Raw genomic sequence first — 12,880 nt, 5'->3', positions numbered from 1 at the left:
GATGATTGCGCACGATGTGGTGCAATGACCAGATGTCCGATGAGATTTCCTCGACCCGTGACCGCCTGCTGGCCGCCGCCGAGCGGCTCTTCCTGAGCAAGGACCCCGACCAGGTCTCGATCCGCGCCATCAACGCCGAGGCCGGACTCAACCCCGGGGCGGTCCACTACCACTTCGGGTCGCGGGAAGGACTGATCGCCGCGCTGCTGGAACGCGAGCTCATCCCGGTCTGGGCCGACCACCTGGCGCCGGTGGTCCGACGCTCCGAACGCCCCGACGAGGACGGGCCGTTCTCGGTGGAAGACCTCATCACGGCAATCGTCGAGCCGTTCGAGGAACTGGTCCGCACCGAGAAGGGCCGGATGCTCTGCCACCTGCTGGCCCGCACGGCCCTGCCCCAATGGAGGATGCCGGCCTCCTCGCCCTGGTTCAGCTCGGCGCCGTTCGAGGTCATGCTCGGCCGGGCGATGCCCGAACTGCCGGTGAGCGAGATCTCCGAGCGGTGGCGGCTGGCCTTCGTCCTCCTCCTGAAGGTCTACGGCAACGCCTCCAACCGCCCTGCGATCCGTCCCGAGACCGTCATCGCCTTCCTCACCGCCGGGCTGACCGCCCCCGCCCGCTGACCGAGCCGCCGCCGTGTCCGGCCGCGGGTCAGTGGTGGGCACCGCCGTCGACGCGGATCTCGGTGCCGGTGATGAAGGCGCCGTCATCCGAGGCCACCATCGCCACCACCCCCGCGATGTGCTCGGGCTCCCCGAAGCCCCGGCCGATCGCCGCGTTGAGCTTGAGGAAGAGGTTCCAGTCGACGTCCTCGGGCACCAGCGAGGCGATGTTGTTCGTGATCCCGCTGCTGATACCGCCGGGCAGGATGTTCACCGCCCGCAACCCCTGCTTGGCGTACTCCTGCGCGATCGAGTGGGTGAACGACAGGATGCCGCCCTTACTGGCAGAGTAGGCCGCCATGTACGGGTGGCCGAACTGCGCGGCAGTGGAACTGAAGTTCACCACCACCCCCCGGCCCGACTCCAGCAGGGCGGGCAGCGCCGCGCGCGTCATCAGGAACGTGCCGGTCAGATTGATCCCGATCACCCGGTTCCACAGCTCCAGCTCGCACTCGTGGGTGTGCGCCCCGCGCAGCATCCCGGCGGCGTTCACCAGGACGTCCAGACCGCCCAGACCGGTGACGGCCGCGGCCACCCCCTCGTTCACCGCCGCCTCGTCGGAGATGTCGACCACCGCGGTGACCAACCGCTCCCCCACCCCGGCCTCCACGGCCAGCCGGACGGTCTCCTCCAGCCCCTCCTTGGCGACGTCCACCGCCACCACCCGTCCACCCTCGGCCAGCAGCCGCAGCACGACGGCCCGTCCGATGCCCGAGGCCGCACCCGTCACCAGCACCCGCCGGTCGGCGTAACGCTCCATCATGTTCTCCTCGTAGTACTTCCGTAGTGGAATCCGCCGCGGAGCGCGCCAGCCAGAACTCTCTGCGCACCCAGCACCTTCCTTTACAACGCAGATCTCTTACATCACGGGCAGGCACCGGACGTCACGGCTTCGCCGCGGCATCCTCGATGAGCAGTTTCCGTGTCGGGGCGGTCGTCCAGGACTCGAGCGGTCCGCGTCGCGACCCGTCCATTCCGAAGAGGCCCTCGGCATGAGGGCCGCCACCGGGCCGACGATTCCTACACGCATCCAGCACCCTTCCAGTCCCCCGACGCAGACGGTACGCGTCGAGACCCAGAGGGCGGCACCCTTGTCTCCCGATCAGTGGGACCCGTCTAAAGACAGAACGCGCCTGGAAGCAGGCACCGAGGTGGGACCGTGGCCGCCGACAGCGGTCTCCCGCGCCACCTGATGTCGCCCCGGTTTCACGGAATCACCCGCGAGGGGATCGGGCTCGGTGGCCAGGCCGACCGGAGGCCGCCGACGAGGGCGGACCTCCGGGGGCCTGGCCGGTGGAGGGTCAGGCGCAGTACTGGGCCTGCTTGCCGATGATGCGGTACGGGCAGTCGGCGTACTCCATCAGCCGGAGGACGGCCTCCCTGTTGACGGACGTCTGCGGGACGATCTGCTCGTCGGGCGGGTAGAAGCCGCCGCCGGAGCCCGACGGGCCCGGGTACATCTCGAACGTGTAGTTGAAGATCTTCTCCGAGCCCCACAGCCAGTCGTTGATCGAGCCGTCGGTGACGTAGAGGTCGGAGGCCTGCTGGGGCGTGTAGCCGTTGGTGGTCGCCATGTTCTGGCCGAGTGCGGCGTGCGCGTCCCGGTCGTCCTGGGTGAGACCCGGCCCTGTGTTGGCCGTCGTGTATCCGTACGGCCACAGAATGAGCTTGCTGTAGGTGTGGAAGTCGATGGCGGCCTTGATCTGCTGGACCCCGCCGACCCGGCGGCCGCGGACGAAGTCGGCGACCTTCTTCACCTCGGGCGCGGACTCCGCGGACGGTCCGCGGTAGGTCGCGCTGCTGGTGCTACCGGACGAACCGCCGCAGCAGCCCCAGAGGTAGGCCCAGTTGCGGTTCAGATCGGTGCCGACATAGCTGCTGCCCGAGTTGGGCTGGCGGTTCTTGCGCCAGCTGCGGTAGGAGCCGGTCGCGATGTCGTACTCGCCACCGTCGGGGTTGAGGTCGGGCAGCAGCCAGATCTCACGGCTGTTGACCAGGTTGGTGATGCGCGAATCCGTCCCGTAGTTCTCGAGCAGCTGGTGGAGCGTGTACAGCGCCATCTCGACGGTCAGGTGCTCGCGCGCGTGCTGGTGATGGGTGAACATCACTTCGGGCTCGTTCTCGTCGGTCGCGACATTGTCACTGATCTTGAGCAGGATGATGTCGCGCCCCTGGTAGGACGTCCCGACGCTCAGCTTCTGGACGATCGACGGGTACGTCGTCACCAGCGAATTGATCTCCGCCGTCATCTCGGCGTAGTTGTGGTAGCCCGAGTCCGACGTCGGGAAGTCGGACGTCGTCACGCTTTCCTCAGGGCGCGGACCCTCGGCGTCCGGTCCGGGCCCGGGCAGCTCGGTCACGGTGTATCCGAGCTTCTTGATGGCCTTGATCTCGCTCTTCGTGGCCGTCACGACCACGTGGTCGGGGAGCACTCCGTCGATCGCCGCGCCCGTCCTCGCGATCCGGGTCCGCTGATCCGGCGTGCTGGGCCCCTGAACCTTGTACTGCTTGTCGCCGTCGGGGTCGGCGGCTCCCGCAGTGGTGTTCCCGGTCATCGACATGGTGAGGACGAGGAGAACGAACGTGAGTGCTGCGACAAGTCTGCGTCTGGTCAACGCGAGTTCCTCCTGGGGGGTTTCGGAGGCTGTTAGCCCTCACGAGTAAGTCTCACCTTGACTGCCCGTAATACGTGAGTTTTCTTCGCGACCAACTCCGGCCACGGCTCACCAGGCACATCACGCAGGCTCCGAGGTCAGCACGACGCGGCCGGTGCCGGCGGGCAGGGTTCCCCTCGTCCGCCCCTCCACTGCCGTTCCTGACCGAGCGCGCCCATTCCCCACGGCACGGAGCGCGCCGCATCCTGGTGATCATCCGGAGGCCGAGCGGGGTCGGGTCAATTGTCGGAGCCCGACTCTACGATCAAGGCCATGAACGGCGTCGATCAGGAGGACCGAAGCGCGTCCAGGAGAGGCGGTCGCTCATCGACTGAGCTTGTCTGATGTGCCCCGTGTTGAGTGGAGTCGGATTGCTGGACTCTTGTGCCGGTCAACGGGTCGGCATCGCGGCGGAAGGTCGCGCGGTAGTCCCTTGGGCGGCGTCCGGTGTGTTCGGCGAAGAGAGCGGCGAAGGTTCCGGGGTCCCGGTATCCGACTGCGGCGGCGATGGCGGCGACGGTTCGGTCCGTGGTCTCGAGGAGGTGTCGGGCGCGACGGACACGCGACGACTGCAGGTATCGGAGCGGGCTCTGGCCGGTCTCGTCGGCGAAGCGCCTCAACAGCGTCCGAGTGCTGACATTGAACTCGGCCGACAGCGCGGCGAGGTCGTAGCGGGCGGTGAGGTTCTGGTCGAGCCACCGCATGACCTTGCGGGAGAACTCGTTTCCGGGCTGCGGGAGGAGCCGGGCGTCGACGTACGGTGTCTGGGATGACCGCGCGTCGTCGAGGAGCGCCACCCGCGCGGTCGCCCGTGCCACGCCCGCACCGCTGTGGCGGCGGATCAGTTCCAGCGCGAAGTCGTACATGGCGCTGAAGGCCGCCGTCGTCGTCACGCCCCTGTCGGTGACGACCAGACGTTCCGGCCGGACATCGGCGTCCGGGCAGCGTCGAGCCAGTTCTTCGGCGAGGAGCCATGCCGTCGTGGCCCGGCGCCCGTGGAGAAGTCCCGCCTCCGCGAGCAGGAACGCACCGACGCAGATCGAGACGACGGCGTTGCCCGCGGCGGCGTGTGCGCGAATCGCCGCGATGTCGGGGGCGAGGGGCGCGAGCTTCGCGTCCACGTCGAGGCCCGGCAGGAGCGCGAACCCCGGCACGACGAGGACGTCGACCTCGCGCAGCGGCGAGACGGACAGCGCCGCGCCACCCGATGCGACGACGCGACGGCGGGGCGAGACGACCGACACCTCGTATCCGGCGAGATCCGGGCCGGCGACGTGCGCGGCCATCGTCAGGAGGTCGGGTACGCCGAACACCTCGGACGCGAAGCAGCCCGGATAGGCCAGGACACCGACCCGCAGTGCGCTCACTCTCGCCTCCCCACCACCACACCTTTGGCGAGATCACCCTTGCATATGGCGATACGGCCTGTCGCCCGGCGTCGGCGCACAGGCCCACACTGTCGTCATGAACGCTGCCAGCGGACGCTTTGACGACGCGATCACGGACTTCTCCCGCCGCCTCGTGGACGTGGAGGGGGTGGTGAAGGCGGTGTACGTCGCGGGTTCCGGCCCCGCCGTCGTACTGATGCCGGAGATGCCTGGCATCAGCCCTGACGTCCTTCGGCTGGCGCGGTGGGTACGGGATGCGGGCTTCACCGTCCACCTCCCCTCGCTCTTCGGGACCGACGGCGCCTACCCCACGGCCGAGAGAGGCGAGGAGGTCATCCGTCGCGCGTGCGTCAGCGCCGAGTTCCGCGCCTTCGCCGGAGGTGGCACCAGCCCCGTCACGGCGTGGCTGCGCGGGCTCGCGCGCAGGGCCCACACCGAATGCGGCGGTCCGGGCGTCGGTGCGATCGGCCTGTGCTTCACCGGGAACTTCGCCCTCACCATGATGCTCGAGCCGGCCGTCATCGCGTCGGTGGTCAACCACCCGTCCCTGCCGCTGGACGACCCCGCCGGGCTCGAGATCAGCGACGAGGACGCGCACGAGGTCCGGGAGCGCATCGCCCGCGACGGGCTGAAGGTCCTCGCTTACCGCTTCGACGACGACCGCTGGTGCACCGGCCGGCGCTTCGCCGCCTACCGGGCACTCCTCGGCGACGCCTTCGACGGCCGCGTCCTTCCCGGCGGCTCGGCCAACACCGACCCGCCCCCTTTCTTCCGCAACGTCGTCGGGTCTCCCCACAGCGTGGTCACCGCCCATTTCGTCGATGAGGACGGGCATCCCACGGTGAAAGCCAGGGACGAGATCCTCGCCTTCCTGACCAGCCGCCTGATCCGGACGGACTCCGCCGAGTCGAGTGCTCACCGAGGCGGCGCAGACCGATGACCCGCTCTCCCTGGTCCGGCGGGACGGCTCCCTTGGCACTCTGCCGCTTCGTCACCCCGCGAGATGAACCCGAAGGACATCAAGGTCACCGTCCATGCGAGCTGGACGAAGAAGCCCATCGTCGGGGGGTCCATCGGTCCACCGGGATCCTGCCGGTGCAGTACGCCGACTCGCCCGACGGCGAAGAGCAATGCCGACTCAACGGGATGGCCGTGCTGGCTCGCCACATCGATGAACGCCACAGCTTCTTGGAGCGTGGCCTGGTCGACCACTACGAACCCCGCCGTACTCGGTCTCGGCCTTCCCACCGAGGCCGATGCCCTGGCCCGCCTGCGCGAGGTCGCCACCCGGACAGGCGAGAACCACTCCTGATCTTCACGTCGGAGGGCGAACCCCGTGACCCGCTGATCAAGGACTGAGCGGTGTGCCCATTGCCGGTATTTCTTGCCCCGGCCGGCGTGGTCGGCCGGGCGGACGAGCAGTCCGCATATCGTCGTACAAGGAAGAGGCTCACCGTGCGTGCGGGCCGAGATAAGCGTTGGTCATGGAAATGAACGGATGGCATCCTATGGCGGTGATCCGACCGGAAATACAGCTCAGTTTCGCTCCCGACCTGCATATTTTCGTGGACGCCCGTCGCCGGATCGGGCGCACCGTCGTGGTCACCGACGGTGTCTCCACGCTCGGTCATGTCGTCGAATCCCTCGGTGTTCCCCTCACTGAAGTGGGCAGGCTTCTGGTGGACGGTCAGACGGTGTCGACCGCTCACGTTCCGGCGGCCGGTGAGAGCGTGGAAGTCCGCCCGGTCTCCCGCCCGCAGCGGATCGAAGGCGCCCCCCTGCGCTTCCTGCTCGACGTCCATCTGGGCACCCTGGCCCGACGAATGCGGCTGCTGGGCATCGACACCGCATACGAGAGCACGGACATCGGCGACCCCGCGCTGGCCGCCCGTTCGGCCGCCGAGCGTCGCGTACTGCTCTCCCGAGACCGCGGGCTCCTGCGCCGACGCGAGCTGTGGGCCGGCGCCTACGTCTACAGCACCCGCCCCGAGCAGCAGCTGCGCGAGATACTCGAACGCTTCGCGCCGGAACTCGCCCCCTGGGAACGCTGTGTCTCCTGCAACGGCGACCTCGTCAAAACGACCAAGGAATCGGTCCGCGCCGAGCTCAAGGACGGCACGGGACACGCCTACGACGCCTTCGCCAAGTGCGCCGGCTGCGGCCAGGTCTACTGGCAGGGAGCCCACCATGCCCGCCTGGAACTGATCGTCACGCAGGCCCAGCAGATCACCGCGGCGGCGAACTCCCAGCGCTAGGACCGCGCGACCGCACCACCAGAATGCACCGCGTACCGAGACGGGCCGACCCCCTCGACTCACGAATGGCCGGCGCTCCCTCGTCCGCCGGCAGATCCGGCATCGCCAAAGGTCGGCGGCAGATCCTCCGCGATCGCTGCGGGCACCCCGCCTGTCGATTCCTGAAGTCGTCTGCACGGATTTCTGAAGCTGTCTTCACAGCCTGGATGCAGAACGTCCGCCCTCCGCGCTCCAGCGCTCCGGTCTGGTTCGCGATCTCAGGTCGACCAAGGACCGGGTTGCAACAGCCTGCTTTTCGGCTCGGCGCAGGCGGAAGCCGCCGCTGCCTCCGACTGGAGGTCTGTGCGGCTGAGCACCGGGCATCCGAGGAGTTAGGCGAGGACCTTGCGCTGCCTGTCGGTCAATCGCGGGCGCGCTACTTTGGGGAGGTGGCCGAACCGAATGCCGACCGTCCCCGAATTCCCCGGCTGGCCTGGGCGGTGCTGTCGCATCGACAGGTCCTCGCCGAGTTGGTGGGAGCGGGCTGGGTGCCGTTCGGGGCGGGTGACTGGGCGACGGCGCTGCGTTCCCCTGAGGGCGGGCTCGTCGCCCGGGTCTGCCCTTTCGACCCCGCGTATGCGGCGTTCGTGGACCTGTGCCGCGAGTGCGTCGGCAGCCGATGGCTGCCGAAGATCGAGCTGGCCGCAGATCTCGACGGCGGCGGTTCGGTGGTCTTCCTGGAGTTCGTCGCTCCCGTGGACGGCACGGCCGCCGAGCGGATCGCCGAGCAGTGGCGCCGCGGCGGCGGCGATGCCGAGTTCGAGAGGGTACGCCGGGCGGCCCGCGAGATCGACGCACGGTACCGGGCCTCGACGCCCTGGTGGGACGGGCTCGACCTGAACGACGCTCACGTACGCCGAGCCGTCGACGGGCGCCTCGTCCTGATCGACATCTTCTGCATGGACGGCGCGTCCCTGTACGGCAAGATCCTCGAGGACGTCGCTGAAGTGCACCGCCGGATCCCCCGCGACCGCATGCGCTACGCGCTGGAGATTCCCTTCATCGCCCGGGAAAGCAGCCCAGCTGAGATCCGAGCCCTCAGACAGGCCTGGACGCGATGACAGAGCCCGCCCCACGGGGCGGGCGGTCTGGTCGTCAACGTCGGCGGCACCTGGTGCGAACTCATTCTCAAAGGACGACACCCCGGGGTCAGGCCGTCGGCGGGCGTCACTCCTTGCGGGCGACGCCTCCGACGATGAGCGACTCGATGGGGCCGACCTCCGTCTCATGGCCGGAGCGGGTGGCGATGCCGGGGAAGAGCGCGAGGTCGTAGGCGGGGTCAGGCCGCCACAGGGAGGCAGGGACGACGCCGGGCGCCAGAAGCCGGAGGTCGCCGAAGTACGCGGTGATCTCCTCTGTGGTGCGGAACCAGCCGCTGCCGAGGCTCGCGACGAACTTGCGCTCCAGTTCCGCGGCCTCGGGCACGCCCCGGTGGAAGTGGCTGATCAGCAGATGGCTTCCGGACGCGGCCGGGGCCAGGTAGGCGGCGGCGATTCCGGCAGGGTCGTCGGACGCGGGAAAATGGTGGAGGATGCCGCTCATCAGAACGCCCAGCGGCTCATCGAAGTCGAGGAGTCGCACGACGTCCGGATGCGCCAGGACCGCCTCGGTGTCGCGCAGGTCGGCGGTGACCACCGCCGTCCGGCCGTCCCCCGACAGCAGCGCGGCGGCGTGCCCCCGGACCGTCGGGTCGTCGTCGACGTAGACGACCCGGACGTCCGGTGCCTCCCGCCCCGCCACCTGGTGGGTGTTGTCCCGCGTGGGCAGCCCCGAGCCGAGGTCGAGGAACTGCCGGATGCCGGCCTCACCCGCCAGGTACCGGACGGCCCGCCGCAGCAGCGCCCGGTTCAGCACCGCGACCTTTCGCGACTCCGGCATCACCGTGCCGACCCTGTCGCTGATCTCCCGGTCCACGGGGTGGTTGTCGGTCCCGCCCAGCCCGTAGTCGTAGATCCGCGCCATGCTCGGCACCGTCGGATCCACGTCTTCCAGTGCTTTCTCCGCCATGCGGCCCCTCGTCTCCGGCTCATCCCGCCGACAGGCCCCAGGGGCCGTCCTCCCCCGTCCCGGCGATGCGTCCCAGGCGGGATCACGTCATGGACATCCACGTGCGGCCGCCGCTTTCGCCGCGGGCCCAAGGCGAGGAGATATCGGTCATAGGCTGATCTCAGTCGTTCACTCTATATATACAGGATTGTCTTACTGGCTAGAAAAAGCCGATCCACCGAGGAACCGTCTCGGATACACGCCGCGACACCGGGGTCGAAGCGATGACGAGCGCTGCCCACGAGGCACTCTCGGCGATCCCGGTGGCAGGCGGACGTGGCGGCCGGGTGGTCGGCGGGGTTCGAGGCGTTCGCGGGGCGGGTTGTGGGAGCGGGCCGAGCCGTTGCCGCCCCGGCCGGTGTCGAGCGGTCGTGGCCGTCCTCGACCGGACGACCGCAAGGTGCTGTGCGAGATCTTGTTCGTGCCGTACACGGGGATCCCGTGGCCCTCGCCACCGGCATCATCTGCTCAGGAAAATCTGCGGTAACGCTATATATCGCCAGACTCTGGATATTCCCATACCGATCGGCGATACGCTCCACCGAATCGGCTGACGGCGGGAGACGCAATGCCTGATGACCTCGCAGGAGCGACGGCGGAGAAACTGGAGGAGCTGCGGCGGCGCAGGGCCCGTCTCGCCGAGCCGCAAGACCCTCGCGCGGTCGAGCGCCAGCGCGGGAAGGGGAAGCTGACGGCCCGCGAACGGATCGAGGGCCTGCTCGACCCCGGATCCTTCCGTGAGCTCGACGCACTGGCCCGTCACCGCAGCCCCGCCCTCGGCCTGGATGAGGACCGCCCCTTCGGCGACGGAGTGATCACCGGCTACGGCACCATCGATGGCCGGCGGGTCTGCGTGTTCTCCCAGGACTTCACCGTCTTCGGAGGTTCGCTGGGCGAGGTGTACGGCGAGAAGGTCGTCAAGGTGATGGACCTGGCCTTGCGCACCGGATGCCCGATCATCAGCATCAACGACTCCGGTGGCGCCCGCATCCAGGAAGGAGTGGTCTCCCTCGCCTATTACGCGGAACTGGTCAAGCGGCACGTTCGGGCGTCCGGGGTGATCCCGCAGATCTCCCTCATGGCCGGGCCCTGCGCCGGCGGCGCCGTGTACGCCCCGGCGATCACCGACTTCATCGTGATGGTCGAGGGCACCTCGCACATGTTCGTCACCGGACCCGAGGTCCTCAAGACGGTCACCGGGCACGAAGTGGACCGCGAGGAACTCGGCGGCGCGCACAGCCACAGCACGATCTCCGGCGTCGCCCACCATCTGGCGCACGATGAGAAGGCGGCCTTCGAGTACGTGCGTCTGCTCCTGAGCTACCTGCCGTCGAACAACCTGGACGAGCCGCCCGTCTACGCCGCCACCGAGCCGCGCGAGTTCACCGAGGAGGACCTGGCCCTCGACTCGCTGATCCCCGACAGCCGCAACCGGCCCTACGACATGCACAAGGTCGTCCACACCGTCCTGGACGAGGGCGAGCTGCTCGAGGTCCAGCCCCTCTTCGCTCCCAACATGATCTGCGGCTTCGGGCGGATTGACGGCCGCAGCGTAGGCGTGGTGGCCAACCAGCCCATGCACATGGCCGGCGCTCTCGACATCGACGCCAGCGAGAAGGCCGCCCGCTTCATCCGCACCTGCGACGCCTTCAACATCCCCATCCTCAGCATCGTGGACGTGCCGGGTTTCCTCCCGAGCCTCGACCAGGAGCGCGGCGGCATCATCCGCCGCGGAGCCAAGCTGATCTACGCCTACGCCGAGGCCACCGTCCCGATGGTCACCGTCGTCACCCGTAAGGCCTACGGGGGCGGCTACGGGGTGATGGGCTCCAAGCACCTGGGCACCGACATCAACTTCGCCTGGCCGACGGCCGAGATCGCCGTCATGGGCGCCGAGAGCGCCGTCACCGTCCTGCACCACCGGACCGTGAAGGCCGCCGCAGACCCGGCGGCCGAGCGCGGCCGCCTCCTGGCCGAGTACACCCGGGACTTCTGCAACCCCTACGTCTCCGCCGAACGCGGCTACGTCGACGAGGTGATCCTCCCCCACGAGACCCGCACGGCGGTCGCCGAAGCCTTCGCCGCCCTGCAGAACAAGCGCCTGCACACCCTTCCTCGCAAACACGGCAACATCCCCCTCTGAGCCCGCCGAACACCCCCATTAGGCCCAATGCAGACTTACTGCACTTCATGGCAAGGCGCACTTTTGAGCGGACGAGGATCGTCAGACGGCGGCCTCCTCGGGGGTGCGGGCACGAACCGGAGACCGTCGGCCAAGCCCCTCGACGAGACCATCATGGGCAGCAACAAGAAGTCCCACAGCGACCAGCCATATCGATCTGGTCTGGCTGGTCGCTCTAGATGTCAGAGAAGCACATCCTGTCCCGGTGACAAACGGGCGACAAGCGATCTTGGAAAAAGGTCAAGGGCCCTGAAACAGGACGTCTTGCCTACAACCGGCAGGCGGCTGCCGGGACCCTGGAAGGATGAAACCCTTTGGATTCATCGCCTCCGTGTGTCTCCCTGCCAGTTCGAGCAGGGCCACCCACCAGCCGCCTTTACGGCGTAGATTTTCTGTCGCGGCGGCCAGCAAAATCGGGCAGCCACCGCGAAGCGGCCAGTCCGCGTGGAGTTCGTTTGAACACGAAGGCCGGCCAAGGCTCTTCGACCGCGGCCACCCGGTCAGAGCTGGGATCCAGGGGCAGCGGTCGGGACCGGTCGGCACGTTCGGGGCTGCGGTCAAACGACGGTCACAAAGCCGAGAGGCCTGATCACTCTGTGAGCGATCAGGCCTCTGACCTGCTGCTTTACCGTCGGGACGACAGGATTTGAACCTGACCCAGCCCACCATCAGATACCGACCCGACCCAGTTGCGCACCAGACCCCGATGACGTCCGACCGGTCCCCCGCCGGCCACGCTCTGCCTGCGGCAGATGAGTACGTCTCGCGCCAGGCCCGAGTCGCGGTGACTGTCTGGAACCTTCGAGGTAGCCCAGGGGGCGCCTCATTCGGCCTTGTATGTTGCTCTTCTTACCGTCGATCATCGCTTTTGGGGAAGGCCATGGGTGCGAAGACAGGGCTGATCGCCTATTCGGATGTCGACCTCGTCGAGAGGCTGAGGGCGGCGCCGTCGGCCGACCCGGTCAAGACCGAGGATCTCGTGGAGCTGGTGCATCCGGGCTGGCCCCGGAGTCCAGCCGAGGGAAGCACCCTCTTCGAGGGCACCTACCCTCCAGAAGACATCGTCTACGCCGGGAGCTTCTCCGGAGTCGACGTGGTCTGCTCCCGGCACCTGATGCTCGACCGCCCCTCAGAGCTGCCCGCGCCGATCGTCGAGGCGAGCAAAGGCAGACGGCTCGTCCTGCACGCGATGCACAGCGTCGTCGACTGGCTGGCCTTCGCCGTCTGGGAGGACGGCCTGCTGATCCGGTCACTGAGCCTGTCTCCCGACAGCGGCATCATGGAGAACATCGGAGAGCCCTTCCCCTTCGAACTGCCGTACTGGGCAGGTGAACACCCGGTCGAGCCCCTTGAGGGCTGGCCCGCCCAAGGGCCCTATCCTCTGCCCTTCCACCCGCTGGAGCTGGGCGAGGACGCATTGGAGGCGTTCTTCGGCTTCGTCATCGAAGGGATGCCCGACCCCGATGAGCTCGATGCCGAGGCCGTCGAGCTCATCGGTTTCCAGGTCAGCGATCCCGACGTCGAGGCCGTCGCGGCCCGCAAGGCGGAGATGAAAGCCGCCCTGGAAGCGATGGGGCCGCCCCGCATGTTCCGACTCCAGCCCGACGGCAGCGTCAAGGAGATCAACGCCGACCAATGGTGATCACGTGTGCCT

10 protein-coding genes are annotated in these 12,880 nt (G+C 68.3%); 6 read left to right on the top strand and 4 right to left on the bottom strand.

What is annotated here, in order from left to right; all coding sequences use genetic code 11:
- The first annotated feature begins 32 nt into the window (after positions 1-32).
- Positions 33-623 (top strand): helix-turn-helix domain-containing protein, encoded by a 591-nt coding sequence (locus ABGB12_RS28195; protein ID WP_347682500.1) that lies wholly within the window; start codon positions 33-35, stop codon positions 621-623.
- A gap of 28 nt (positions 624-651) precedes the next feature.
- On the opposite strand, the gene ABGB12_RS28190 is transcribed toward ABGB12_RS28195, so the two are convergent.
- From ABGB12_RS28190 to ABGB12_RS28180, 3 genes are all read right to left on the bottom strand, one after another.
- Positions 652-1,422, bottom strand: a complete 771-nt coding sequence (locus tag ABGB12_RS28190) for an SDR family oxidoreductase (RefSeq protein ID WP_347682499.1) — start codon at positions 1,420-1,422, stop codon at positions 652-654.
- A 541-nt stretch (positions 1,423-1,963) separates the two neighbouring features.
- A complete protein-coding gene (locus ABGB12_RS28185) occupies positions 1,964-3,277 on the bottom strand; it encodes a M14 family metallopeptidase (protein ID WP_347682498.1) in 1,314 nt (437 codons plus the stop codon).
- A 326-nt stretch (positions 3,278-3,603) separates the two neighbouring features.
- Positions 3,604-4,683: a helix-turn-helix domain-containing protein gene (locus ABGB12_RS28180; RefSeq protein WP_347682497.1), complete on the bottom strand. Its 1,080-nt coding sequence runs from the start codon at positions 4,681-4,683 to the stop codon at positions 3,604-3,606.
- Between the two features lie 97 nt (positions 4,684-4,780).
- On the opposite strand from ABGB12_RS28180, the gene ABGB12_RS28175 reads away from it, so the two are divergent.
- The 3 genes from ABGB12_RS28175 (at position 4,781) to ABGB12_RS28165 (ending at position 8,059) form a co-directional block, all read left to right on the top strand.
- Positions 4,781-5,644 carry a dienelactone hydrolase family protein gene (locus tag ABGB12_RS28175; protein ID WP_347682496.1) on the top strand — a complete coding sequence of 288 codons (864 nt, stop codon included), beginning with the start codon at positions 4,781-4,783 and terminating at the stop codon, positions 5,642-5,644.
- 568 nt (positions 5,645-6,212) lie between these two features.
- Positions 6,213-6,959 (top strand): Mut7-C RNAse domain-containing protein, encoded by a 747-nt coding sequence (locus ABGB12_RS28170; protein WP_347682495.1) that lies wholly within the window; start codon positions 6,213-6,215, stop codon positions 6,957-6,959.
- A gap of 428 nt (positions 6,960-7,387) precedes the next feature.
- A complete protein-coding gene (locus tag ABGB12_RS28165) occupies positions 7,388-8,059 on the top strand; it encodes a hypothetical protein (protein WP_347682494.1) in 672 nt (223 codons plus the stop codon).
- A 106-nt stretch (positions 8,060-8,165) separates the two neighbouring features.
- Here the strand turns inward: ABGB12_RS28165 and ABGB12_RS28160 are convergent, their stop codons facing one another.
- Positions 8,166-9,005 carry an SAM-dependent methyltransferase gene (locus ABGB12_RS28160; protein WP_347682493.1) on the bottom strand — a complete coding sequence of 280 codons (840 nt, stop codon included), beginning with the start codon at positions 9,003-9,005 and terminating at the stop codon, positions 8,166-8,168.
- Between the two features lie 607 nt (positions 9,006-9,612).
- Between ABGB12_RS28160 and ABGB12_RS28155 the strand changes: the two genes are divergently transcribed.
- Entirely contained in the window at positions 9,613-11,187 is a 1,575-nt protein-coding gene (locus ABGB12_RS28155) for an acyl-CoA carboxylase subunit beta (protein ID WP_347682492.1), read from the top strand.
- Positions 11,188-12,106: 919 nt separating this feature from the next.
- Complete coding sequence (locus ABGB12_RS28150; protein ID WP_347682491.1) at positions 12,107-12,868, top strand: hypothetical protein; 762 nt, start codon at positions 12,107-12,109, stop codon at positions 12,866-12,868.
- The last annotated feature ends 12 nt before the right edge of the window (positions 12,869-12,880 follow it).

Origin of the sequence: Actinocorallia sp. B10E7 (genome assembly GCF_039871655.1) — a bacterium.
Classification (GTDB): Bacteria; Actinomycetota; Actinomycetes; order Streptosporangiales; family Streptosporangiaceae; genus Actinocorallia.
The sequence above is the reverse complement of the archived record's forward strand: the minus strand, read 5'-3'. Positions and strand labels throughout refer to the sequence as shown.

Coding starts and splice junctions, on each gene's coding strand:
- ABGB12_RS28150 (WP_347682491.1), top strand. CDS start 12,107: ATGGGTGCGAAGACAGGGCTGATCGCCTATTCGGATGTCGACCTCGTC.
- ABGB12_RS28190 (WP_347682499.1), bottom strand. CDS start 1,422: ATGGAGCGTTACGCCGACCGGCGGGTGCTGGTGACGGGTGCGGCCTCG.
- ABGB12_RS28195 (WP_347682500.1), top strand. CDS start 33: ATGTCCGATGAGATTTCCTCGACCCGTGACCGCCTGCTGGCCGCCGCC.
- ABGB12_RS28160 (WP_347682493.1), bottom strand. CDS start 9,005: ATGGCGGAGAAAGCACTGGAAGACGTGGATCCGACGGTGCCGAGCATG.
- ABGB12_RS28175 (WP_347682496.1), top strand. CDS start 4,781: ATGAACGCTGCCAGCGGACGCTTTGACGACGCGATCACGGACTTCTCC.
- ABGB12_RS28155 (WP_347682492.1), top strand. CDS start 9,613: ATGCCTGATGACCTCGCAGGAGCGACGGCGGAGAAACTGGAGGAGCTG.
- ABGB12_RS28170 (WP_347682495.1), top strand. CDS start 6,213: ATGGCGGTGATCCGACCGGAAATACAGCTCAGTTTCGCTCCCGACCTG.